At 73.1% G+C, this 22354-nt stretch carries 28 protein-coding genes and 1 tRNA gene; 20 read left to right on the forward strand and 9 right to left on the reverse strand.

Annotation, left to right across the window (positions count from 1 at the left end; all coding sequences use genetic code 11):
- Positions 1–60: 60 nt before the first annotated feature.
- The 4 genes from DMH12_RS25220 to DMH12_RS25235 are packed head-to-tail and all read right to left on the reverse strand — an operon-like array spanning position 61 to position 4064.
- Entirely contained in the window at positions 61–837 is a 777-nt protein-coding gene (locus DMH12_RS25220; protein WP_125493753.1) for an SDR family NAD(P)-dependent oxidoreductase, read from the reverse strand.
- Positions 834–1325 (reverse strand): cupin domain-containing protein, encoded by a 492-nt coding sequence (locus DMH12_RS25225; RefSeq protein WP_125493754.1) that lies wholly within the window; start codon positions 1323–1325, stop codon positions 834–836. Before DMH12_RS25225 ends, DMH12_RS25220 begins: the two co-directional genes overlap by 4 nt.
- Positions 1322–1942 (reverse strand): GNAT family N-acetyltransferase, encoded by a 621-nt coding sequence (locus tag DMH12_RS25230; RefSeq protein WP_125493755.1) that lies wholly within the window; start codon positions 1940–1942, stop codon positions 1322–1324. Before DMH12_RS25230 ends, DMH12_RS25225 begins: the two co-directional genes overlap by 4 nt.
- A complete protein-coding gene (locus tag DMH12_RS25235) occupies positions 1935–4064 on the reverse strand; it encodes a penicillin acylase family protein (protein ID WP_125493756.1) in 2130 nt (709 codons plus the stop codon). Before DMH12_RS25235 ends, DMH12_RS25230 begins: the two co-directional genes overlap by 8 nt.
- Before the next feature lie 83 nt (positions 4065–4147).
- Here DMH12_RS25235 and DMH12_RS25240 point away from each other — a divergent pair, with 83 nt between their 5' ends.
- The 7 genes from DMH12_RS25240 (at position 4148) to DMH12_RS25265 (ending at position 8038) form a co-directional block, all read left to right on the forward strand.
- Positions 4148–4876: a siderophore-interacting protein gene (locus tag DMH12_RS25240; RefSeq protein ID WP_125493757.1), complete on the forward strand. Its 729-nt coding sequence runs from the start codon at positions 4148–4150 to the stop codon at positions 4874–4876.
- A gap of 24 nt (positions 4877–4900) precedes the next feature.
- Positions 4901–5491, forward strand: a complete 591-nt coding sequence (locus DMH12_RS25245) for an HhH-GPD-type base excision DNA repair protein (RefSeq protein WP_125493758.1) — start codon at positions 4901–4903, stop codon at positions 5489–5491.
- Between the two features lie 96 nt (positions 5492–5587).
- A complete protein-coding gene (locus DMH12_RS25250; protein ID WP_125493759.1) occupies positions 5588–6265 on the forward strand; it encodes an HdeD family acid-resistance protein in 678 nt (225 codons plus the stop codon).
- A gap of 82 nt (positions 6266–6347) precedes the next feature.
- Complete coding sequence (locus tag DMH12_RS25255; protein ID WP_125493760.1) at positions 6348–6671, forward strand: hypothetical protein; 324 nt, start codon at positions 6348–6350, stop codon at positions 6669–6671.
- Positions 6672–6723: 52 nt separating this feature from the next.
- Entirely contained in the window at positions 6724–6858 is a 135-nt protein-coding gene (locus DMH12_RS39955) for a hypothetical protein (RefSeq protein ID WP_260474341.1), read from the forward strand.
- Between the two features lie 155 nt (positions 6859–7013).
- Entirely contained in the window at positions 7014–7310 is a 297-nt protein-coding gene (locus DMH12_RS25260) for a type II toxin-antitoxin system VapB family antitoxin (protein WP_003999914.1), read from the forward strand.
- 110 nt (positions 7311–7420) lie between these two features.
- Entirely contained in the window at positions 7421–8038 is a 618-nt protein-coding gene (locus tag DMH12_RS25265) for a LytR C-terminal domain-containing protein (RefSeq protein ID WP_125493772.1), read from the forward strand.
- Between the two features lie 64 nt (positions 8039–8102).
- On the opposite strand, the gene upp is transcribed toward DMH12_RS25265, so the two are convergent.
- Positions 8103–8738, reverse strand: a complete 636-nt coding sequence (upp, locus tag DMH12_RS25270) for a uracil phosphoribosyltransferase (RefSeq protein WP_031036926.1) — start codon at positions 8736–8738, stop codon at positions 8103–8105.
- A 140-nt stretch (positions 8739–8878) separates the two neighbouring features.
- Here upp and DMH12_RS39200 point away from each other — a divergent pair, with 140 nt between their 5' ends.
- The 8 genes from DMH12_RS39200 to DMH12_RS25310 all read left to right on the forward strand — a co-directional run bounded on the left by DMH12_RS39200 (position 8879) and on the right by DMH12_RS25310 (position 13452).
- Entirely contained in the window at positions 8879–9103 is a 225-nt protein-coding gene (locus DMH12_RS39200) for a hypothetical protein (protein WP_185832518.1), read from the forward strand.
- 300 nt (positions 9104–9403) lie between these two features.
- Positions 9404–9946 carry a hypothetical protein gene (locus DMH12_RS25280; protein ID WP_122616986.1) on the forward strand — a complete coding sequence of 181 codons (543 nt, stop codon included), beginning with the start codon at positions 9404–9406 and terminating at the stop codon, positions 9944–9946.
- Positions 9947–10020: 74 nt separating this feature from the next.
- Positions 10021–10452 (forward strand): tRNA adenosine(34) deaminase TadA, encoded by a 432-nt coding sequence (gene tadA, locus DMH12_RS25285; RefSeq protein ID WP_125493773.1) that lies wholly within the window; start codon positions 10021–10023, stop codon positions 10450–10452.
- A gap of 66 nt (positions 10453–10518) precedes the next feature.
- A tRNA-Ser gene (locus tag DMH12_RS25290) sits at positions 10519–10603 on the forward strand.
- Positions 10604–10692: 89 nt separating this feature from the next.
- A complete protein-coding gene (locus tag DMH12_RS25295) occupies positions 10693–10869 on the forward strand; it encodes a hypothetical protein (protein WP_125493761.1) in 177 nt (58 codons plus the stop codon).
- On the forward strand, positions 10869–11162 hold the full coding sequence (locus DMH12_RS25300) for a Dabb family protein (protein WP_125493762.1): 294 nt from the start codon (positions 10869–10871) through the stop codon (positions 11160–11162). The genes DMH12_RS25295 and DMH12_RS25300 overlap by 1 nt, the downstream gene beginning before the upstream one ends.
- Before the next feature lie 213 nt (positions 11163–11375).
- Positions 11376–12239 carry an RNA polymerase sigma factor SigF gene (locus tag DMH12_RS25305; RefSeq protein WP_125493763.1) on the forward strand — a complete coding sequence of 288 codons (864 nt, stop codon included), beginning with the start codon at positions 11376–11378 and terminating at the stop codon, positions 12237–12239.
- Positions 12240–12531: 292 nt separating this feature from the next.
- A complete protein-coding gene (locus DMH12_RS25310) occupies positions 12532–13452 on the forward strand; it encodes an RNA polymerase sigma factor SigF (RefSeq protein WP_122616462.1) in 921 nt (306 codons plus the stop codon).
- 956 nt (positions 13453–14408) lie between these two features.
- Here the strand turns inward: DMH12_RS25310 and DMH12_RS25315 are convergent.
- Positions 14409–14606, reverse strand: a complete 198-nt coding sequence (locus tag DMH12_RS25315) for a hypothetical protein (RefSeq protein ID WP_185832520.1) — start codon at positions 14604–14606, stop codon at positions 14409–14411.
- A 207-nt stretch (positions 14607–14813) separates the two neighbouring features.
- Between DMH12_RS25315 and DMH12_RS25320 the strand changes: the two genes are divergently transcribed.
- From DMH12_RS25320 to DMH12_RS25330, 3 genes are all read left to right on the forward strand, one after another.
- Complete coding sequence (locus tag DMH12_RS25320; protein ID WP_122616464.1) at positions 14814–15314, forward strand: MarR family winged helix-turn-helix transcriptional regulator; 501 nt, start codon at positions 14814–14816, stop codon at positions 15312–15314.
- Between the two features lie 13 nt (positions 15315–15327).
- On the forward strand, positions 15328–17898 hold the full coding sequence (locus DMH12_RS25325) for an MFS transporter (RefSeq protein ID WP_125493765.1): 2571 nt from the start codon (positions 15328–15330) through the stop codon (positions 17896–17898).
- A 109-nt stretch (positions 17899–18007) separates the two neighbouring features.
- Entirely contained in the window at positions 18008–18829 is an 822-nt protein-coding gene (locus tag DMH12_RS25330) for a YceI family protein (protein WP_125493766.1), read from the forward strand.
- On the opposite strand, the gene DMH12_RS25335 is transcribed toward DMH12_RS25330, so the two are convergent.
- Both DMH12_RS25335 and DMH12_RS25340 read right to left on the reverse strand, forming a co-directional pair.
- Complete coding sequence (locus DMH12_RS25335) at positions 18812–19513, reverse strand: GAF and ANTAR domain-containing protein (protein WP_125493767.1); 702 nt, start codon at positions 19511–19513, stop codon at positions 18812–18814. The two genes, DMH12_RS25330 and DMH12_RS25335, sit on opposite strands and share 18 nt — an antisense overlap.
- A gap of 18 nt (positions 19514–19531) precedes the next feature.
- Complete coding sequence (locus DMH12_RS25340) at positions 19532–20284, reverse strand: ANTAR domain-containing protein (RefSeq protein WP_125493768.1); 753 nt, start codon at positions 20282–20284, stop codon at positions 19532–19534.
- 215 nt (positions 20285–20499) lie between these two features.
- Between DMH12_RS25340 and DMH12_RS25345 the strand changes: the two genes are divergently transcribed.
- Both DMH12_RS25345 and DMH12_RS25350 read left to right on the forward strand, forming a co-directional pair.
- Positions 20500–20880: an STAS domain-containing protein gene (locus DMH12_RS25345; protein ID WP_125493769.1), complete on the forward strand. Its 381-nt coding sequence runs from the start codon at positions 20500–20502 to the stop codon at positions 20878–20880.
- Between the two features lie 72 nt (positions 20881–20952).
- Positions 20953–21423, forward strand: a complete 471-nt coding sequence (locus tag DMH12_RS25350; protein WP_125493770.1) for a PPOX class F420-dependent oxidoreductase — start codon at positions 20953–20955, stop codon at positions 21421–21423.
- A 33-nt stretch (positions 21424–21456) separates the two neighbouring features.
- Here the strand turns inward: DMH12_RS25350 and DMH12_RS25355 are convergent, their stop codons facing one another.
- On the reverse strand, positions 21457–22215 hold the full coding sequence (locus tag DMH12_RS25355; protein WP_125493771.1) for a TetR/AcrR family transcriptional regulator: 759 nt from the start codon (positions 22213–22215) through the stop codon (positions 21457–21459).
- Positions 22216–22354 lie beyond the last annotated feature (139 nt).

A 22354-nucleotide genomic window follows, 5' to 3' on the forward strand; every position in this document is an offset into this window, starting at 1 on the left:
GCCTCGGGGATACGTACGGACGCGGAGGCCGCCCCGCTCACCCGCCCGCCCCGCGGTTCCTCACCACGACGGGCGTGCCGTCACCCCGCCGTCCACCACGAGGTCGTGCCCGGTGATCCAGGACGCCAGCCGCGAGGCGAGGAACACGCACGCGTCGCCCACGTCCTCCGGGCGCCCCAGCCGTCCCGTGGGCGCCGCCCGCCGCCACCGCCGTACGCCCTCCGGCCACGCCTCGTCGAGACCTTCCCGGTCGATGAGGCCGGGCGAGACGGTGTTGACCCTGACGCCCCACGGGCCGTACTCCAGGGCCGCCGAACGGGCGTGCATCACCACCGCCGCCTTGGAGGCGCTGTAGTGCGCGTGGGCGGGCGCGGGGGCGGAGGCCTCGATGGAGGCGATGTGGGTGACCGAGCCGCCGCCGTCCTGGGCCCGCATGATCCCGGCCGCGGCCTGGGTGCAGGCGAAGACGCCGGTGAGGTTGGTGTCCACGACCGCACGCCACTCGGCGGCCGTCATGCCGGGCAGGTCCCGCAGCGGCTGCACGCCCGCGTTGTTGACCAGCGCCGTCAGCCGTCCGCCGCCCCAGTCGGCGGCCTCCTCGACCAGGCGCCGGGCGGCGTCCTCGTCGGTGAGGTCGGCCCGCAGGACGGTGGCGCTCCCGCCGCGTTCCCGGACGCGGCCGGCCGTCTCGCGCGCCGCCGCGACCGACGTACGGCAGTGCAGCGCGACCGCCGCGCCCTCCTCGGCGAAGCGCAGCGCGATGCCGCGGCCGATGGCGCCTCCGGCGCCCGTGACGAGCGCCACCTGGCCGTCGAGGAGCCGCGTGTGCGGGTTCATGGGCGGCACAGTTCCACGATCCGCGCGGCCCGGTCCGGATAGCGCGCCGTGAGGTCGGCCGCGTCGCCGTGCTCGTAGTCCCCGTAGGTGAATCCGGGCGCCATCGTGCACCCGAAGAGCGTCCACGCGCCGCCGGCCGCCACGCGGGCGCCCATCCAGGTGCCGGCGGGGACCGTGAACTGCACGTGGTGGCCGCCCAGGACGTCCGGTCCCAGTACGGCCGTACGCGTGCCGCCGTCGGGGGAGAGGAGCAGCAGTTCCAGCGGATCGCCGAGGTAGAAGTGCCAGACCTCGTCGGTGGGCAGGCGGTGCAGTGCGGAGAAGTCGCCGGGGCGGGCGGTGAGCAGGGCGACGACGGCCGATCCCGCGGGGCGCCCGTCCGGGCCTTCGGGGCCCGCCCAGGTACGCCGGAACAGGCCGCCCTCGCGGGGGATCGGCTCCAGTGCGTAGTGCGCGATCAGGTCTTCTGCGGTGGGCGGCGACGTCACGCCGGGAACGCTACCTCCCGGCGGAGGAAGGCGAGTTGCGCCTTCTTCTCGTGCAGGTGGACGTCCGGCAGGTCGATCTCGGGCAGGACGACGGCGGGTCCGGCGGTGAAGCCCTGCCTCAGGAAGCGGGCGATCGCCTTCTCGTTGCCGATGTCCGGGTCGACCACGATCCGGGTCCGGTCCAGGCCCAGCAGTACGTACACCATCAGGGCCGCCGCGAGCGCCGCGGTCCAGCCGGGGCGGGTGCCCTCCGCTCCGGCCGGGGCCAGCAGCAGGTGGACGCCGATGTCGCCGGGCTCGACGTCGTAGCACTCGCTCACCCGGTCGGCTCCGGGCTCGTAGGTCTGGAGCAGGGCGACCGGTTCGCCGTCCTTGACGACCAGGTGGGCGTGGTGGGTGTCGAGGGTGTCCATGTGCGCGTAGACGGCCTCGACCTGGTCCCGCGTCAGTTCCGTCATTCCCCAGAACGCCGCCCGCTCCTCGCTCACCCAGCGGTGGATCACGTCGGCGTCCTCGGCGGCGTCGAGGGGGAGGACGCGGACGGTGCCGAAGCCGTCGAGGTGCTGCTCGTGGAGGGGGGTGCGGGTGGCGTAGGAGGGTGTGCGCGGGTCAGGCATGTGATTCCTTCGTGAGCTGGTCGAAGTCCGTGATCACGGGGGCTAGGTCGCCGCCGAGCCACAGGCGTTGCTGGTCCTGGTGGTGCGGCGAGCCGGGGGTGCCGGAGGCGCCGTGGGGTACCGCCCAGCGGCTGTTCCCCCGGTCGGCCAGGTCCCAGACGTAGCGGGCCGCGGGGCCGCGGGCGGCTCGGTCGGTGACGCCGGGCACGGGGGAGGTGCACAGGACGCAGTCGTGGTCGCCGGAGAGCCGCGGGCCTGGTGCGGGGGTGGACGTGGTGTCCGGCAGCGCCCGCCAGGCGGCGAGGCGGTGGGTGTCGCCCCAGGTGCCGGCCGGGGGCCGCGCGGCGACCTCCTCCAGCGCGGCGCGGACGGCGGCGGTGCGGTCGATGCCGTACAGGTCCGCCGCGCGCAGCAGGTGTTCGAGGGCGTGTCCGACGCGCGGCACGAGCGCGAGCCACGGCTGGAGCACCTCCGGGTACGCGGGCGGCACGGACGCCGGGGCGAGGACCGGGTGCGCCGCCAGCCGCCGTACGACGGCCGTGCGCACGGCGGCGTAGCGGGCCGCGTCGGCGCTGTCGGCGTCCATGTGCCGGTCCCAGGCCAGGAGGCGGTCGCGGAGGGCGGTGGCCTCGGGGGTCAGGCCGTCCAGGGTGGCGAGGCGGTCGAGGAGGGCGGCGGCCGACCCGAGGTGGGTGTCCATGTGGATGGCCGGCATGTCCGCCGCCGACCAGCGCTCCCGCGCGGCGAGCAGGGCGGCGATGCGGTCGGCGCGGTGCGGCGGGGCGAACTCGATGCCGAGCGGGGTCGCGGGGCCGCGCTGGTTGGCCATCACGGCGACGCCGTCGGTGAGGCCGGCCCGGGGCGGGGTGTGCCAGCCGTCCCACTCGTGGCCGGGCTCCCAGGCGGGTACCGGGCGCAGGCGGTTGGCGTCCGGTCGTACCGGTACCCGTCCGGCCACCCGGTGCAGCAGCCCGCCCTCGGTGTCGGCGGCCTGCACCACGTTGACCGGCTCCGCCCACGCGTCCAGGGCCCGGTCCACGTCGGCGACGCTGCGGGCGCGGAGCAGCGGCAGCAGGGCGCCGAAGCCGAGGTCGGCGGTGACGCGGGGCGGGTAGCGGAGGCTGAGGGCGGCCGGGGTGCCGTCGTCGAGGCCCTCGGGACCGCCGGCGATCACCGGGCCCCGGTCGGTCTCGATGACCTCCACCTCCACGGTCTCCCCCTCCGTCCCCTTCTCCCCCGCGACCCGGATCAGTTCGGTGTGCCGGGCGGCGCGGTGCCAGGTGCCGTCGGGGCCCAGGGCCTCGACGCCGGCGCCGGTGCGGCGCAGTCGCTCCTGGTACAGGTCCTGGTAGTCGGACATCGCGTTGGTGATGGCCCAGGCGACCGTTCCGGTGTGGCCGAAGTGGGCGATGCCGGGGATGCCGGGGACGGCGAGGCCGACGACGTCGAACTCCGGGCAGGACAGGTGGATCTGCTGGTAGACGCCGGGATCCTCGATCCAGCGGTGCGGGTCGCCCGCGATGACCGCGTGCCCGGTCGTGGTCCGGTCGCCGCTGATCAGCCAGCCGTTGCTGCCGGCGGTGCCCGGGCCGTCGGTGGCGAAGAGGGCGACGGCCTCCGGGCCGAGGTGGGTGGTGATGTGCTCGCGCCAGAGCTTGGCGGGGAAGCCGGCGAAGAGGATGTGCGTGGCGAGCCAGACCGCGAGCGGGGTCCAGGGTTCCCAGCGGCCGGGGGTGAGGCCGGTGCGGATGAACTCGGGGGCGTGGGGGCGGGCCGCGTCGTGGGTGGTTTCCAGGGTGGTTCCCGTTTCGGCGAGGCCCTCGTTCACGCCGTCGACGTACGACCGCACCCACGCGGCCGTCTCCGGGTCCTTCTTCTCCAGGGCCGCGTGGCAGCGGCGGGCGGTGTCGGCGAGGCGTGCCCTCCGGGCGAGGCGGTCCCACGAGAGGGCCTCGGGGCCGAGGAAGGACGCGGAGGTGCCCTGGGCGCGGTGCCGTTCGACCTCCAGCTGCCACGCCCGGTCCAGGGCGGTCACCCGGCCCTGGGCGCGGGCGAGTTCCTCCGCGCTGTCCGCGCGCAGGTGGGGGATCCCCCAGGCGTCGCGGTATGTCTCGGCGCTCACCCCTGTGCCTCCACTTTCCTTTAGGTTAGGCTCACCTAAGTATCGCCGTGGTGGCCGAATAGTACGTGAAGGGTGAAGAAACGATGGGGCAGGGGCGGGGTTGGGAGGGCGCGGTCCTCAAGCTGATGCGCGCGAAGGACTTCGAGTTCACGGTGACGGACGCGGAGGACGTGACCCCGGAATTCCGGCGGCTGCGGCTGACCGACGGCGGCATGCTGGCGGCGACCGGGGTGCATCCGACGATGTGGGTGCGGCTGTGGTTCGAGAACGCGGGCAAGCCGCACCAGCGGGGCTACACGCTGGTCGACCCGGACGCGGCGGCCGGCACCTTCAGCATGGAGTTCGCCCTGCACGAGGGGTGCGCGAGCGACTGGGCGCGGGCGGCGAAGCCGGGGGACACCATCGAGGCGACGGTCCAGGGAACCGGGTTCGACTTTCCGCAGCCCGCTCCCTCGCGCGTGTTCGCGGTCGCGGATCCGGCGTCGCTGCCCGCGCTGAACTCGCTGCTCGACGCGCTGGGGCCGGTGCCGGCGACGATCTGGTTCGAGGGGGACGCGGACGACGGGCTGCCCTTCCGGACGGATCCCGGGCGGCACGAGGTGCGTGCGGTGCCGCGCCGGGACGCGGGGGCGCATCTGGTGGCCCGGGTGAAGGAGGAGCTGCCGGAGCTGGTGCGGGGTGCCGGGGACGAGCCGTACGTCTGGATCGCGTGCGACACGGCGACCACGCGGGCGCTGGCCTCGTACGCCCGCAAGGAGCTGGGGCTGCCCAAGCAGCGGGTGAACGCGCTGGGGTACTGGCGCGCGTCCTGAGCCGGTACGCGCGATCATCGGGGCATGGACGTCACACTGCACCTCGCCCAGGACCCCGAGGCCGACGAACTCCTCGGCCGCAGTCCCCTCGCCGCGCTCGTCGGCATGCTGCTCGACCAGCAAGTGCCGATGGAGTGGGCGTTCAAGGGGCCGTCGACCATCGCGCGGCGCATGGGGGCGGAGGACCTGGACGCGCACGACATCGCGGCGTACGACCCCGAGGGCTTCGCGGCGCTGCTCTCCGACAAGCCGGCCGTGCACCGGTACCCGGGGTCGATGGCGGGGCGCATCCAGCAGCTGTGCCGGTACCTCGCGGAGACGTACGACGGTGACGCCGAGGCAGTCTGGCGGGGGGTCGAGACGGGGGCGGAGCTGCTGAAGCGGCTCCAGGCGCTGCCGGGGTTCGGCAAGCAGAAGGCGCAGATCTTCCTGGCGCTGCTGGGCAAGCAGCTGGGCGTACGCCCCGAGGGATGGCGGGAGGCCGCCGGCGCGTACGGGGAGGCGGAAGCGTTTCGCTCCGTCGCGGACATCACGGGGCCGGAGTCGCTGACGAAGGTGCGGGCGCACAAGCAGGAGATGAAGGCGGCGGCCAGGGCGAAGGCCTCCGGCAAGTAGGGGGCCGGCGCCGAGCGGGCGTCGGGCAGCCGGCCGTGTCAGTCCCGTGGACCGTCTCAAGTGGCGGGAGCGGCGGGGGCGTTCCCAGCATGGAGCATGACCGAGCCACCGAGTGGGCCTCCCGGAGGGACGCCGTACGACGATCGCGGGGTGCACGCGCGGCACGGTGTGCGCGGCACCGGCGGCGGCCGATCCGAGCCTGAGCCCGCGTTCGAGGGACCCCTGCAGCTGCTGTCCCGCACCGCATGGCGGACCGTGCTGTTCACCGGCATCGCCTCACTGCTCCTCGGATTGCTCGTCCTGGTGTGGCCCAGCGCCTCGCTGCGCGTCGCCGGCGTGCTCTTCGGGCTCTATCTGGTCTGCAGCGGCATCCTCCAGCTGGCCGCCGCCTTCGGCACGCACCGGACGACCTCGCTGCGGGTGCTGGCGTTCATCAGCGGCGCCGTGTCGATCCTGCTGGGGCTGTTCTGCTTCCGCGGGCCACTCCAGTCCGTGCTGCTGCTCGCGCTGTGGATCGGCATCGGCTGGCTGTTCCGCGGCGTCACCCAGATCGTGGCCGCCGTGCACGATCCGGCGATGCCCGCGCGCGGCTGGCACGCCCTCCTCGGTGCCGTCACCGTGGTGGCCGGCATCGTCCTGATCGACTCGCCGGTCGAGTCCGCCTCCGTCCTCATGCTGGTCGGCGGCTGGTGGCTGGTGGTCGTCGGCCTCGTCGAGACCGTCACCTCGCTGCGGCTGCGCGGACGCGCGCGTCAGGCCCCGCACGAGCTGTGAACGGCGCCCGCGCCTACGCCGAGCGAGCGGTTCTCATACCCGGCGCGATGGACCGCGTACGCCGGGCGGGGACACGAGTGACGTGAGCCCCGCACCGCACGCCGCCACCGCACGCGCCGGGCGCACCGCCTGGCTGCGGGTGCTCGTGCTGCTGCTCGCCCTGGCCGTGCCCTGCGCGCACGCCACGGCCGAGGCGGTGCCCACCGCGACGGTGGCCGCCGGGGCGGTGGGGGAGTACGACCAGGTCGACAGCGCGCTGCGCGCTCCCGTGCGCGGTGAGCGGCGGGCCGGGCCGGAGCGGCCCGTGATCCGGCGGGCGGCACGCCGTGCGCGCCGCGCACCCTCTGTTCCCGCCGTGCCCGCGTCCCGCGCGCGCGGCCCGCGCTCCGTGGTTCTGCGCTGCTGACGGGACCGGGCTCCAGCAGCACGGAATCCCGTACACGGAGACAGGAGCAGTCATGCCCAACGACCCCTACGCCGTCCTGCGCGCCCTCCTGCGTGCCGAGGCCGCCCGCAGTACCCCCAAGTCCGGCCACGCGCCGCAGGCTCCGGCCGAACGGCCGCTCCCCACGCGGGAAGGGAGCCGCGGCTGAGGCGACCGACCGGGCGGTGGAGGCGGGTTCGGGACCGCCTCCACCGCCGGGGGCGCGTCCGCCTTCCCGATTGATCCCCTTTACGGCGTCATTTCCAGCGCCGCACTGGGGCGCCATGGCTGCGCCCGCAACGTCCGGGCCGGTAGGCTTTCCGTGTGATCTTCAAGCGCATCGGAAACGGCCGGCCGTACCCCGACCACGGCCGGGAAAGCACCCGGCAGTGGGCGGACGTCGCTCCGCGTCCGGTCCGCCTCGATCAGCTCGTGACGACCAAGGGCCAGCTCGATCTGGAAACCCTCCTCGCCGAGGACTCCACCTTCTACGGCGACCTCTTCGCGCACGTCGTGAAGTGGCAGGGCGACCTGTATCTGGAGGACGGTCTGCACCGCGCGGTGCGCGCCGCGCTCCAGCAGCGGCAGGTGCTGCACGCGCGGGTTCTCGAACTCGACTGACCCTTTCGGGTTGCCTTGCGGCGAACCACGGAACGTCTACTGATCATCTAATAGGCATCGCCGTCCCGGCGCACTACGCTGCGCCCATGAGCATGCTGACTCCTCCCGGCATGGGTGGCCAGTACAAGATCACGGGGGACAAGTACCCCCGGATGCGCCCGGCCCGGCGACGCGGCAGGCTCGCGTTCCTCGGCGTCGCGTGCGTCACCGTCCTCGGCGTGCTCGGCTGGGGCACGCTCCAGCTCGTGGACGTCTTCACCGGCGGCGACAAGGCCTCGGCGGCCGGTGCCGCGGGGTGCGTCACCGCGTCCGCGAGGACGAGCGCGGCGCCCGCCGCGGCCAAGCTGCCGAAGCCCGGTCAGGTCACCGTCAACGTCCTCAACGCGACGACCCGCGGCGGGCTCGCGCAGAAGACCGCCGACGAGCTGAAGAAGCGCGGCTTCCGCATCGGCGACGTGAGCAACGCGCCCAAGGAGTACGACAAGAAGGTCGACGGCACGGGCGTCCTGCTCGGGCCGGCCGCCTCCCTGAAGAGTTCGCTCACCGTGCTCGGCACCCAGTTGGCCGGTGCCGAACCCCGGGTCGACGCGGCCCGCAAGGGCGCCGAGGTCGACCTGATCATCGGCAACGCCTTCAAGGGGCTGGCGAAGCCGGCGGACGCCGACGCGGCGCTGACCCGGCTGAGCGCGCCGCAGCCGAGCCCCACCGCGGAGAAGAAGAGCTGCTGAGGGGCCCCGGGGGGCGCTGGGGCGGCCTCGCGGGTCGTGCTCGGCCGCTCAGACCACGCGGGTGCTACTCGGCCGCTCCGTACATGCGGTCGCCCGCGTCGCCGAGGCCCGGGACGATGTAGCCCTGCTCGTTCAGGCGCTCGTCCACCGAGGCCGTCACCACGGTCACCGGGGTGCCGGCCAGCTCGCGCTCCATCAGCTCGACGCCCTCGGGGGCCGCGAGCAGCACCACGGCCGTCACGTCGTCGGCGCCGCGCTTGATCAGCTCCCGGATCGACGCGACCAGGGTGCCGCCGGTGGCCAGCATCGGGTCCAGGACGTACACCTGGCGACCGGACAGGTCCTCCGGCATGCGGGTCGCGTAGGTGGAGGCCTGGAGCGTCTCCTCGTTGCGGATCATGCCGAGGAAGCCCACCTCCGCGGTCGGCAGCAGCCGGACCATGCCGTCGAGCATGCCGAGGCCGGCCCGCAGGATCGGCACCACCAGCGGGCGCGGGTGGGAGAGCTTGACGCCCGTGGTCTGCGAGACCGGCGTGCGGATGTCGACCTGTTCGGTGCGCACGTCGCGCGTGGCCTCGTAGGCGAGCAGGGTGACCAGCTCGTCGGCGAGGCGGCGGAAGGTCGCGGAGTCGGTGCGCTGGTCGCGCAGCGTGGTGAGCTTGTGGGCGACCAGGGGGTGGTCGACGACGTGGAGACGCATGTCCCCCACAGTAACCGGGCCCCGTGGGGCCGGCGTCCCCGCGGCGGGCAAGCCACCGGACCGCCGCGCCACTCATTCGCCGGAGTCGAACCGCCCGGGCGGGGGAAGGCGGAAGGGGACGGAGACTGGGTGGTGAGACTGTGCCTGACCGGAACTTCCACGACATGCCCGCCCGCGGCGACGAGCCCGGGGCACGACGCGGTACGGAGACGGAACGGGACCGGGGGGCCGAGCGGCGACGACGCCGGGCCCAGTTCCTGCGGGACCTCGCCGAGGCCCGTGAGCTGCGGGACCGCGTGCAGCCGCGCCGCGTCAAGGTCGCCCGGCTGCGGCACGCGATGCGCATGCGCACCTTCCGCTGGTGACTTAACGCCCCGGCCGGGGAAGACCGCGCGCCGCGCCGACGTTGGTCGGAACGGACGTACGCGGGGACCCGGAAGAATCCGCGTACGATCCGCACGTGGCGGCGACAGGGCGGCTTCCCGGGTACGTACTTCCCGGGTCGCCGGGCGAAACTGCCGGACACAGGGCTCCGAAGACGTCCCCTCAGCGCCTTGTTTCTGCCACGATTCCGAGTGGGTGGGCTCGGAGCACCGCTTCCCCGCCCACAGCCTCCGCCGGGGGGACCCCCAACCGGCACGCCTATGACCAGTGGGAGAGTCACGGTGTACTTCGCCGCACTGCTCGCGCGCACCGAAGACGGGTGGGAAGCGAGCGACACGGAGCTCGACGATGTGGAGACCCTGTCGGATCTGGCCGACCTGGCCCGGGAGGCCTCACCGGACGAGGACACGGTGCTCGTGCTGATCGAGCAGGAGGACGCGTGGTTCGGAGTCGTCCGGGTGGACGGCGAGGAGGACCCGCGCATCTACGTCTCGGACGCCGCCGCGGCCGCCCGCAGCAGCTACGGCGAGATCCTGCTCACCGACGAGTTGCTCGGCCGGGACCCCGGTGACGACGACGACCTCGACGCCCTCGACCTCGACGGCACCGAGGACGGCGAGTCCGACGACGACGAGGACGGGGCCGAGGGCGCCGACGGTGCCGCCGGCGCCGGCGAGGCCGTGCCGCACGGCCCGGTCGGTGACCCGGAGGTCCTCGACGACCTCGGCGTGAGCGAGAAGGAACTGCGCTCGATGTCCGGGGACGCGGTCGGGGAGATCGCCGAGGCGCTGGGCGCCTCCGACGTGCTGGAGACCGTCCGCTGACCGGACCGGAGCAGGAGCACGACACGGACGCCGCCGTACCGCCCGACCCGGTGCGGGACCGGTGGCGGACCGCGATGCGGCTCGCCCTGGCCGAGGCCGGGCGGGCCGCGCGGGCCGGGGACGTCCCGGTCGGCGCCGTCCTGCTGGCGCCGGACGGCCGGACCGTCCTGGCGGCCGGGCACAACGAACGCGAGGCCACCGGCGACCCGACGGCCCACGCCGAGGTGCTCGCCGTCCGGCGGGCGGCCGCGGTACTCGGAGAGTGGCGGCTGGCCGGCTGCACGCTCGTCGTCACCCTGGAGCCGTGCACGATGTGCGCGGGCGCGCTGGTGCAGTCCCGCGTGGCCCGCGTCGTCTACGGCGCGCGCGACGACAAGGCGGGCGCGGCCGGCTCCCTGTGGGACGTCGTGCGCGACCGCCGGCTCAACCACCGTCCCGAGGTGATCGAGGGCGTGCTCGCGGACGACTGCGCCCTGCTGCTCACCAACTTCTTCCGGGACCGCTGACGGCCCCGTGCCGGGCGTCCACAACCGATTTCAGACCAGGCCGCACTCTGTTGTAAGGTCTCTCTCGGTAGCGTGTCCGAGCGGCCGAAGGAGCTCGCCTCGAAAGCGAGTGTGGCGCAAGTCACCGAGGGTTCAAATCCCTCCGCTACCGCTCTTGAAGGGCCCCGTCGAAAGACGGGGCCCTTCGTGCGATCATGTTCGACCGAAAGGCGTGCGTCGAAAGGGACAGGGGAGGCCGCGGTGGCGGTGAACTCGAAGAAGATCGCCGTCTACGTGCTCGTGGTCTTCGCGCTGTATGTGATCATCACGGATCCGGCCAAGGCCGCCGACTACGTCCAGATAGGTTTCCAGGGCATCTCCGACGCGGCGAGCGCCGTCGGCGACTTCATGACCTGGGCCGCCAACGGAGGAAAGTGATGATCCGCCACCTCGTGCTGTTCAAGCTGAACGACGGCGTCGAGCGCGACGACCCGCGCGTCATGAAGGGCGTCGAGGCCTTCCGGGCGCTCGGCGGCCGGATCGAGGAGCTGCGCTTCTGGGAGTGCGCCTGGAACATCAGCGACCGGCCCATCGCGTACGACTTCGCCATCAACTCGGCCGTGGACGACGCCGACGCCCTCACCCGCTACCTCGAACACCCGGCGCACCAGGCCGGCGTCGCGCTCTGGCGCGAGTTCGCCACCTGGGTGATCGCCGACTACGAGTTCTAGCGCTTCGAGTTCCACCGCGGACGGGCCCCGGTACGGGCTCCCCCGGCCCGCGCGCCCCCCGGCCCCGCACCCACCCGGTGCGGGGCCGTTCCGTTTTCGCTCAACACGGCGTTATGCGGTGCTTGCACACAGTGGACATGTCTTGTGATGCTATGACCGCTTTTGACGGATGAGTTGACGGAAGAGCTGACTGATCACGAGGTGGAGTTGACCGTGCCGGCCAGTACTGCGCCTCAAGCACCGCCCGCACCGCCTGCCCAGGTCTCGGCCGAGGCCCAGCCCCAGGAACCGGAGGCCCCCGCGCCGCCACGCAGCCGGGGCGCCGACACCCGGGCCCTGACCCAGGTGCTCTTCGGTGAACTCAAGGACCTCACCCCGGGCACGCCGGAGCACGACCGGGTGCGCGCGGCGCTCATCGAGGCCAACCTCCCGCTGGTGCGCTACGCCGCCGCCCGCTTCCGCTCGCGCAACGAGCCGATGGAGGACGTCGTCCAGGTCGGCACCATCGGGCTCATCAACGCCATCGACCGCTTCGACCCGGAGCGGGGCGTGCAGTTCCCGACCTTCGCGATGCCCACCGTCGTCGGCGAGATCAAGCGGTACTTCCGCGACAACGTCCGCACGGTGCACGTGCCGCGCCGGCTGCACGAGCTGTGGGTGCAGGTCAACAGCGCGACCGAGGACCTGACGACCTCCTTCGGGCGGTCCCCGACGACCGCCGAGATCGCCGAGCGGCTGCGCATCACCGAGGACGAGGTGCTGTCCTGCATCGAGGCGGGACGGTCGTACCACGCCACCTCGCTGGAGGCCGCCCAGGAGGGCGACGGGCTGCCCGGGCTGCTCGACCGGCTCGGCTACGAGGACCCGGCCCTCGACGGCGTCGAACACCGCGATCTCGTACGGCACCTGCTGGTCCAGCTCCCGGAGCGGGAACAGCGGATCCTGCTGCTGCGCTACTACAGCAACCTCACCCAGTCGCAGATCAGCGCGGAACTCGGCGTCTCCCAGATGCACGTGTCGCGGCTACTGGCGCGTAGTTTCCAGCGATTGAGGTCCGCGAACCGGATCGACGCGTAACCTCGGAACGGACTCGGGACGCGGTCGAAAGCGCGAGCGAGACGTCACCGGGGCGAGCGAATCGCCCACCAGGGCCGTTGCTCGTCCAATCGGACTGAAAGGCCGTCAGACCCCCTGTTTCCAGGGGGTATTCGTGTCTCGGATGTCGACATGTCACTACAGCGCGTTGCCGACATGTGACATTCTTCCGGAGACGCGTTTGCCGGAGCCCCGGCTCCGGTATTCAGGTGAAGGCTGCGTTCCCGGCGTGGGAGCGTGTGCCGCGACCGTCCCGCGACCCAAAGGGGGTGGCATGTCCGCAGACCAGGGCAGCTCGAAGGTGCTCGCGCTCGCGGAGAGCGAGACCGCGCCCGACACGATCGAGGCGCTCGGCCCCGTCGATGACGTCCAGGCCATCGAAGCCGTTCCGACCCTCGACGCCGTGCCGGCCCAGACCCTTCCGGCCACGGAGGCCATCGACACCCGCACCCTGTCCCGCTCCCTGTTCCTGCGGCTCGCCGCCCTCGACGAGGACAGCCCGGAACGCGGCTACGTCCGGGACACCCTGATCGAGCTCAATCTCCCGCTGGTGCGTTACGCCGCCGCGCGCTTCCGCTCCCGCAACGAGCCGATGGAGGACATCGTCCAGGTCGGCACCATCGGCCTGATCAAGGCGATCGACCGCTTCGACTGCGAACGGGGCGTGGAGTTCCCGACGTTCGCGATGCCGACCGTCGTCGGTGAGATCAAGCGGTTCTTCCGCGACACCTCGTGGTCGGTGCGCGTCCCGCGCCGCCTCCAGGAGCTGCGGCTGGCGCTGACCAAGGCCAGCGACGAGCTGTCCCAGAAGCTGGACCGGTCCCCGACGGTCGGCGAGCTGGCCGCCGTGCTGGGCGTGTCCGAGGAGGACGTCGTCGACGGCCTCGCGGTCGGCAACGCCTACACCGCCTCCTCGCTGGACTCCCCCGCCCCGGAGGACGACGGCGGCGAGGGCTCGCTGGCGGACCGCCTGGGCTACGAGGACACGGCGCTGGAGGGCGTGGAGTACCGCGAGTCCCTCAAGCCGCTGCTGGCCAAGCTGCCGCCCCGGGAGCGCCGGATCATCATGCTGCGCTTCTTCGCCAACATGACCCAGTCGCAGATCGGCGAGGAGGTCGGCATCTCGCAGATGCACGTCTCCCGACTGCTCACCCGGACCCTGTCGCAGCTGCGCGAGGGCCTCATCTCCGACTGAGCGGCAGCCCGGCTGCGCCTTGGCCAACGGCCCGGCGGTCGCCGCGGCCCCTCGGGGGTGCCACGGCGACCGCCGTGGTGCGCCGGGGGCGGCCTCGGGCGCCGGGCCTGCCTCTGCCGGGTGCCGGTGTGGTGCCGGGTGCTCGTCCCTGCCGGGTGCGGGTGTGGCCGGGTGCCCGTTGCGGCTGGGTGCGGGTGGTGCGCCGGGTGCCCGTTGCTGCTGGGTGCGGTGCTGTGCCGGGTGCATGCTGCGGCCGAGCGCGGGCTGTGCCGGGCGCCCTGTTCCCCGCCCGGGCGCGGGTTGCCCGTCCCGCTCGGGGCGCGGGTGCTGTGCCGGGTGGGTGCCCAGGACCGGTTCCGAAGGTTGACTGCCCCGCCCAAGTGCAGGGTGCCTGGGTGGCGGGCCGAAGATGCCACCGGCCGGCCGAGCCGCGGTGCCACCCGGGCCACGGTCCTCCGGGCCACGAGGGTGCCGAGGCTTCCCCATGCCGAGGCACTCGGCTGAGAAGACACCGAGCCCATCCGGATGCCGGTCCGCCGGGCCACGAGGGCACTGAGCGGCCGGGCCCCAGTCCGCCGGGCCACCGGGACGCCGACCCGCTGGGCTGGGCGGATGCCGAGCCCGCCCGGCTGCCGGGCCGCCAAGCCCCCCTGGTCACCCGGACGCCGACCCGCTGAGCCACGTGGACACCGACCCCGCCCGGACACCGACCCCGCCCGGATGCCGGCCCCGGGCCAAGGGAACACCGAGCCGGCCGGCCCGTTCCGCCGGACCACGGGCACACCGCGCCGCCACCGGATGCAGGCCGCGGTCAAGGCGGCGCCGAGCCGCACCCGGGCCTAGGGGGTACGGAGCCCACCCGGACGCCGAGGCCACGGGCGCGCCGAGGCCAGGGCAGAGCCCCGCGCCCGTGGCCGTGGGGATACGGGCCCGCCCGAGGGCCGGCCCCGTGCCGTCTAACCCAGCGCCAGCCAGGCCACCGCCGCGACGACGATCACGGCGGCGACGATGCCGACGATCAGGCCGATGCGGGGCCCGGCGGAGGCGGCGGGGGCGGCCTGGCGGGTCTGCGGGGCGTCGTCGACGAACGCGCGGAACATCTGGGTGCTGCCTGCGGGGTCGTTGGTGCCCTGGGGGCCCTGGTTGTTAGCCATGGGCCGAGACACTAGCGAATCCGCGGGTACCGCCCAAGTGCGGGGCTCCCGACCGGCCTTGCCCCGGCTCACGGGCCGCCACCTGTGTGTTTACTTTCGTAATACTTGCCTTTGCCAACTTTTTATGGCGCAACGACCGTTTTTGTTTGCCTGTAGCAACCAACGGAACTTATCGTTGCCCTAAGCAACGAATCGGGAGGTGCGCGCATGGCCGGGAAGGCGCAGTACGAGGAGCTGATCCGTCAGTTCAGTGCCTTCGGCGCCGTGAAACGCGAGATGGGCCGGCTGCTGCCGGCCGACTGCCCCGGCGGTTCGGCGGCCGTGATGACACTGCTCGGCCGGCACGGGGACATGCGCATGAGCAAGCTCGCCGAGCTGCTCGCCGTGGACATGTCGGTGACCAGCCGCCATGTGGCCCATGTCGCGGACCGGGGCTGGATCGAACGCTCCCCCGACCCCGCCGACAAGCGCTCGCGCATCCTGCGCCTGACGCCCGAGGGCCAGGCCCAGCTCGACGACATCGCCGAGCGGACCACCCAGCTGCTCGCCCACCGGCTGAGCGACTGGTCCGACGACGAGGTCGGTCAGCTCTCCCGGCTCATGGCCCGCCTCAGGGCCAGCTTCGACGACTGCCGGACCCCCGCGGTCCGGCCTCCCGCACTGTCCGGGGACGAACAGTCCACCCGTACACCCGCGATCACCACGTAAGCAAAGGAAGTCCATGGCAACGACCACACCAGCCGGTGTGCGGGCTCATGCCAAGCACGGGGGAGGCTCCACCGGAGACGCTCCGATGACGCACCGGCAGATCATGGAAGCACTGTCCGGGCTGCTGCTCGGCATGTTCTGCGCCATTCTGTCCTCGACCATCGTCACCAACGCGCTGCCCGAGATCATCGGCGACCTCGGCGGCGGCCAGAGCGCCTACACCTGGGTCGTCACGGCCTCGCTGCTGACGATGACCGCCTCGACCCCCCTGTGGGGCAAGCTCGCGGACCTCTTCAGCAAGAAGGCCCTGGTCCAGATAGCCCTGATCGTCTTCGTCATCGGCTCCGTCGTGGCCGGTCTGGCGCAGAACCCCGCGATGCTGATCACCGCGCGGGCCATCCAGGGCCTGGGCGCCGGCGGTCTCTCCGCCCTGGCCCAGATCATCATGGCCGCGATGATCGCCCCGCGTGAGCGCGGACGCTACTCCGGCTACCTGGGCGCGACCTTCGCCGTCGCCACCGTCGGCGGTCCGCTGCTCGGCGGCGTCATCACCGACACCAGCTGGCTCGGCTGGCGCTGGTGCCTCTACGTCGGCGTGCCCTTCGCGATCCTCGCCCTGATCGTGCTCCAGAAGACGCTGCACCTGCCCGTGGTCAAGCGGAAGGTGAAGGTCGACTGGGCCGGCGCCTTCTTCGTCACGGCGGCCGTCTGCCTGCTGCTCGTCTGGGTCACCTTCGCCGACGACAAGTACTCCTGGATGTCCTGGCAGACCGGCGCCATGGTCGGCGGCGCGGTCGTGCTGACGCTGCTCTTCCTGCTCGTCGAGTCCAAGGCGAGCGAGCCGATCATCCCGCTGCGGCTGTTCCGCAACCGCACCATCGCCCTGGCCTCGCTGGCCTCGCTCTTCGTCGGCATCGCGATGTTCGCGGGCACCGTCTACTTCAGCCAGTACTTCCAGCTGGCCCGGGACAAGTCCCCGACCATGTCGGGCGTCATGACCATCCCGATGATCGGCGGCCTGTTCATCTCGTCGACCGTCTCCGGCATCGTCATCACGAAGACCGGCAAGTGGAAGCGCTGGCTGCTGGCCGGCGGCGTGCTGCTCACCGCGGGCCTGGGCCTGCTCAGCACCATGCGCTACGACACCGCGTACTGGCACATCGCGATCTTCATGGCGCTGATGGGTCTCGGCGTCGGCATGATGATGCAGAACCTGGTGCTCTGCACGCAGAACCAGGTGGCCCCGAGCGACCTGGGTGCGGCCTCCTCCACGGTGACCTTCTTCCGGTCCCTCGGCGGCGCGGTGGGCGTCTCGGTGCTCGGCTCCGTCATGTCGACCCGGATCAGCCACTACGCCTCCGACACCATCGGGCAGCTCAGCCCGCAGGAGCAGGCGGCGGCCGCCAAGGCCTCCGGCAGCGGCGCCATCCCCGACATGGACCTGCTGCCCCACGGCATCCGCGAGTGGCTGGAGAGCGCCTACGGGCACGGCATCGCCGACATCTTCCTGTACGTCGCCCCGATCGCCCTGCTCGGCTTCCTGGTGACCCTCTTCATCAAGGAGGTCCCGCTGCGCACCTCGGGCGCCCTCGCCCAGGCCGCCGAGGCCGCCGCCGAGGCCACCCCGCCCACCGCGGGCTCCCCCGCCGAGGCCACCAGGGTCGCCGACGCACCGGTCCCGGCCGGTGCGATGGCGGCCGTGGCGGCGCCCGCCGCTCCGTCGGCCGTCTCGGACACCCAGGTCGCCGCGAGCGCGGCCACCCAGCGGCTCGGTGCCGTCGCCACGGCGGCCGGCTCCGGTGAGCCGACGGCGTCCGTCGCCGGTGGCATCGCGGTCCGCGGCTTCGTCCGCGGCGCCGAGTCCGCCCCGGTCCCGCAGGCCGCCGTCACGCTGATCTCGCTGGCGGGCCGGCAGCTGGGCCGGTCGGTCGCCCAGGCCGACGGCTCCTACGTGCTGGACGCGCCGAGCGCGGGATCGTACGTCCTGATCGCCTCCGCCGACGGCTTCCAGCCGCAGGCCTCCACCATCGTCGTCAACGACGAGCCGGTCGCCTTCGACATCCTGCTCAGCGGCACCAGCGGCCTGACCGGCCTGGTCCGGGCGCTGGAGAACGGGCTGCCGGTCAAGGACGCCATGGTGATCGTGACCGATGTGCGCGGCGACCTGCTGGCCAGCGCCGCCACCGGTGAGCAGGGCGAGTTCGCCTTCGCCGAACTGGTGCCGGGCACGGTGACCGTCGCGGTCAACGCCGTCGGCTACCGGCCGCGCGCCCTGCCGGTCGAGGTCGGCGGCACCGGGGTCACCCGGGTCGAGGTCGACCTCCAGGCCGGAGCCCGGGTCCAGGGCGTCGTCAAGGCGCCGCACGGCGCGCTGGCCGACGCCCGCGTCACCCTGGTCGACGCGGCGGGCAACGTGGTCGGCACGGCCACCACCGGCGCGGACGGGGCGTACGCCTTCACCGACCTGGACGCCGGTGAGTACACCGTCATCGCGACCGGCTACCCGCCGGTGGCGACGGCCCTGACGGTCGCCGGCCCGGGTGCCGACGGCCACGACATCGAGCTCGCCCACCCCGGCGAGTAGCGAGTCCCCGGCCCGTGGTGGCGTGCGCGCTCTGAGCGGAGGTGCGCCCGCCCACCACGGGCCGGCTTCTTTACGACCACTTTCTGAGCCTTTGCAGGGAGAAAACGGGATGGGACTGACCGCGAGGATCCGAACGCGGGACGGATGGGCCGTGTCGCACGCGGTCGTCACGGTGACCGACATGACCGGCACCCAGGTGCTGCGGGCCGAGGCGGACACCGAGGGCACCGTGCGGAACGCCACCCCGCTCGCGCCGGGGGCGTACACCGTCATCGTCACGGCGGTCGGGTACGCGCCCGCCGCGTCCAGCGCGATCGTCACCGCGAGCGGCCGGGCCGAAGTCGGCACGGTGACGCTGGCCCGGCACGGCGGCACCGAACTGCCGCCGCCCGGCCCGTGGACGGTCGACCCGGCGCACTCCGCCGTCTCCGCCGTCGCCCAGCACCTCGGCATCTCCAGCGTGCGCGGGCGCTTCACCGACTTCGCCGCCCTCGTCGAGATCGCGCCGGACGACGTCGCCAAGTCGCGGGTCGAGGCGGTGATCCGGGCCGCCTCCATCGACACCGGCAACGGCATGCGCGACACCCACCTGCGCTCGCCGGACTTCCTGGACGTCGAGCGCTTCCCGGAGATCACCTACCGCTCCACCGGGGTGTCCGAGGCCGGTCCCGACCGCTGGACCGTCCACGGCGAACTGGGGCTGCACGGCGTCGTCCGCCCGGTCGACCTGGACCTGGCCTACCTCGGCACCGGTGCCGATCCGTGGGGCGGCACCCGGGCGGCGTTCCGCGCGACGACCGAGCTGCGCCGCGAGGACTTCGCCATGAACTACAACCAGGTCGTCCAGGCCGGCATCGCCGCCATCGGGACGACCCTCAGGGTCGAGCTGGACATCCAGGCGGTCCAGGGGGAGTCACTGCCGGCCGTCTGAGCCGTCGCGGGGCGCCCGGGCCACCAGTTCGGCGCAGAGATCCCGGAGCTTGACGTTCCGGTTCTGTGAGACCCGGCGCAGCCGCTCCATGGCCCGGTGGGCGTCCACGCGCTCCCGGGCCATGACCATGCCGACCGCCTGGTCGATGACGCTCCGGGAGAGCAGGGCGGTACGCACGTCGGACGCCGAGGCCTGCTCCCGTTCGATGCGCAGGGCCTCGTTCACGGCGGCCGCCGTCCGCTCCACGAAGGCGCGGGCGGCGTCTCGTCCGTCGGCGAGGGAGTCCGGTTCGAGGCCGTAGAGGTTGAGCGCGGCGTCCGGCTCGCCGTCGACGGGCAGCGGCAGCGCCAGCACGCAGCGCACGCCGGTGCCCAGCGCGTACTCGGTGTACGCGGGCCAGCGGGTCTCGGTCGCCAGGTCGGCCGCGTACTGCGGGGTCTGCGTGTCGGCGGCGTCCACACAGGGGCCCGAGCCGTTCTCGTACTGGCGCAGGTCCAGACCGCTGGGCAGACCGGTGCTGCCCGCCAGGGTCATCAGCCGGTCGGACCGGCGCACGGTGACGGAGCAGGCGGCTGCGCCGGGCACCTCCGCGACCGCGCGGTCGGTCACGTCGCGCAGCAGGGTGTCGAGACCCTGGCTGCGCGCCAGCGCCCGGTCGAGGGTGTCGGGGATCTGCGAGGTCATGCCCCTACGTCTGTCCCGTCACCGCTCGTTGACGCCTCGGCCGCCCGAACCCGTGTTCGCGTCGACGATGCGCCGGGCCAGGTCGCGCAGTTTCACGTTCTCCCGCTGGGACGCCTTGACCAGGGACTCGAAGGCGCCGGCCGCGTCGATGTCCAGGCGCTCCATGAGGATGCCGGTGGCCTGGCCGATCAGGTCCCGGGTGCGCATCGCCTCGGTGAGCTGCTCGCGCACCGTCGCCGAGTCCAGGGCGAGCGAGACGTGCGCGGTGAACAGCCGTCCGATGCGGGTGGCGTCCTCGTCGAAGGCCTGCGGTTTACGCGCGTACGCCGTCAGCACGGTCAGGCGGCGCCGGTCGGCGCGCAGCCGCAGCGAGAGCGCCGAGCGCAGGCCGAGGCCGGACAGGGCGTTGCCGCCGCCGTCGGCCTCGCTGTCGGCCGTCCGCACCACGGGCGTGGTCCACAGGCGCTCCCAGTCCGGGTGCGGGGTGTGGCCGCCGCCGTGGCGGGGCTCGGCGGCGAAGCGTACGGTCTCGTCGGTCCAGGCGAGGGTGCGCAGCCGGCCGCTGCGCTGGATCTCCGCGATGCCCGCGTGCTCGGCCCCGGGGAGCAGGCGCACCGCCAGTTCGACGGCGGCGTTCATGGTGTCGTCGGGGGTGCCCGTCCCGTGCAGGTGGCGTGCGGCCGCCGTCAGGGACTCGGCCAGCTCGAAGCCCACCGGAAAACGCGGCAAATCAGTAAATTCGGACGCAGCCACCACGAACCTCTTCGGCATGCCCGGCCAACGGCCGTGCGCAGGAGAGCTCCGCAGCACATTCCCGACTGCGAGCACAGGACGAACAGCACTTTAGCTGCTTGGTTGCGTGCCGGTGACGCCCGGCCGAAGGAGCGGGCGGCCGCCTTCCGTACCGCCCGACCGCGTGGTGCAATGGGCAGCGGGTCAGGAAGCGGCCCGGCCGAAGCCGGACGGACATCTGTCAGGTGAGTGCTGTGACCTTCCTCCCCCAGCCCTGCGGGCCGCGCGAGCCGTGTGATCCACCCGGCTGCGCGGTGCTCGACATGCCCGGCGAGATCGACTTCTGCAACGCCTCGGGGCTGCTGCCGCTGATCATGGCCGCCGTGGACCAGCGGTCCGCCGACTTCCGCCTCCTCGTCCTGGACCTGTCCGCGACCCGCTTCATGGACTCCCAGGGCGTCCGTCTCCTCACCGCGGTACGCCACCGCCTCCCCGCCGGAGCCCGCCTACGGGTGGTGGCCGCCCCGAGGACCGTACCGAGCCGCGTCCTCGAACTTTCCGGCCTGCGCCGCGACGTCCCGGTGCACGACAACCTCGCGGAGGCGTTGCGCGCGGGGAGTGGCACGGGGGCTTAGGCCCGCGCGACGGCGGGCCACCCGGCGGGACGGCGGGCCCCTCGCCGGGGCGTGGCGGCCTAGGCTGGCCGTATGGCACCGAACATCGCGACGAACACCCGTGTCTCCCTCGCCGAGTTGCTGGACTTCGTCCGCCCCCGGCACCGGGCGATCCTGCTCACCCGGCGGGGTGACGGCGGCCCCCAGGCGTCGCCGCTGACCTGCGGGGTCGACGACTCCGGCCGGATCGTCGTCTCCACCTACCCGGAGCGGGCCAAGACCCGCAACGCGCGCCGCGATCCGCGGGTCGGCCTCGTCGTGCTCAGCGACGAGTGGAACGGCCCCTGGGTCCAGATCGACGGCACGGCGGAGGTCATCGACTCACCCGACTCCGTGGAGCCGTTGGTGGAGTACTTCCGCAACATCTCCGGCGAGCACCCCGACTGGGACGAGTACCGGGAGGCCATGGTCCGGCAGGGCAAGTCGATCGTCCGAGTGACGCCGGAGCGGTGGGGGCCGGTGGCGACCGGCGGCTTCCCGGCGCGGCTGGCAGCGGACGACTGAGAGCGCGGCCGGGGAGCCACGGCTGACGCGAGGTCAGCCGCGTTCGACCATCGCCTCGATGCCGGCGACCAGCAGGTCGAGCGCGAACTCGAAGTCCCGGTCGAGCATCTCCGCGACGGTGCCGCCGCCACGGGCCGCCATGATCTCCTGCGCCTCCCCGACGACGTCCGCGGAGTCCGGCACCTCGGTCGCCGCGTCCATCGAGTCCTGGAAGTACTCGTCCGGGCTCCGGCCGTGGTCCGCCGCCCGGGCGAGGAACCGGCCCTCGACGGTGCCGTAGCCGTTGACGAACTGGAAGACGGCGGAGATGGCGCCCGTCAGCCGGTGCTCGGGCAGGCCGCTGCCGCGCATGACGGCCTGCACGGCCCGGGAGAACGCCAGCGAGTGCGGGCCGATGTTGAGGTACGTGCCCAGCAGCGGGGCCAGCCACGGGTGGCGCACCAGCAGGGCGCGGTTCTCCCTGGCCAGCGTGCGCAACTGCGCGCGCCAGTCCTGGACGGCCTCCGGATCGGGGTGGCGCAGCTCGCCGAAGACCGCGTCCAGGGCGAGTTCGAGCAGCTCGTCCTTGGTGTCGACGTACCAGTAGACGGACATCGCGGTGACGTTCAGCTCGGCGGCCAGGCGGCGCATGGAGAAGCCCGCCAGCCCCTCGGCGTCCAGCAGCCGGACCGTGGCCGCGGTGATGCGCTCCCGGTCAAGACCCGAGGGCTGCCCGCCACGCCGCCCGCCGCGGCGCTCCGCGTCCGCCATCCAGACACTGGCCCGGGGCCCCTGCCGCCCTGCCTTCGCCATGCGCGTCTTCTCCTCGACTCATCGAACGCCGGTCAGCCGCACGCCCCGTGAGGGGCGCGGGGAACGGCGCGACCAGCCACGACGGGCCGGCAGCCGCACGACTACCCTGCCACCCCGCCCCTCAGGCGGCCAGCTTCTC

The organism is Streptomyces sp. WAC 04229, from assembly GCF_003947455.1.
In the GTDB taxonomy this organism is placed as follows: domain Bacteria; phylum Actinomycetota; class Actinomycetes; order Streptomycetales; family Streptomycetaceae; genus Streptomyces.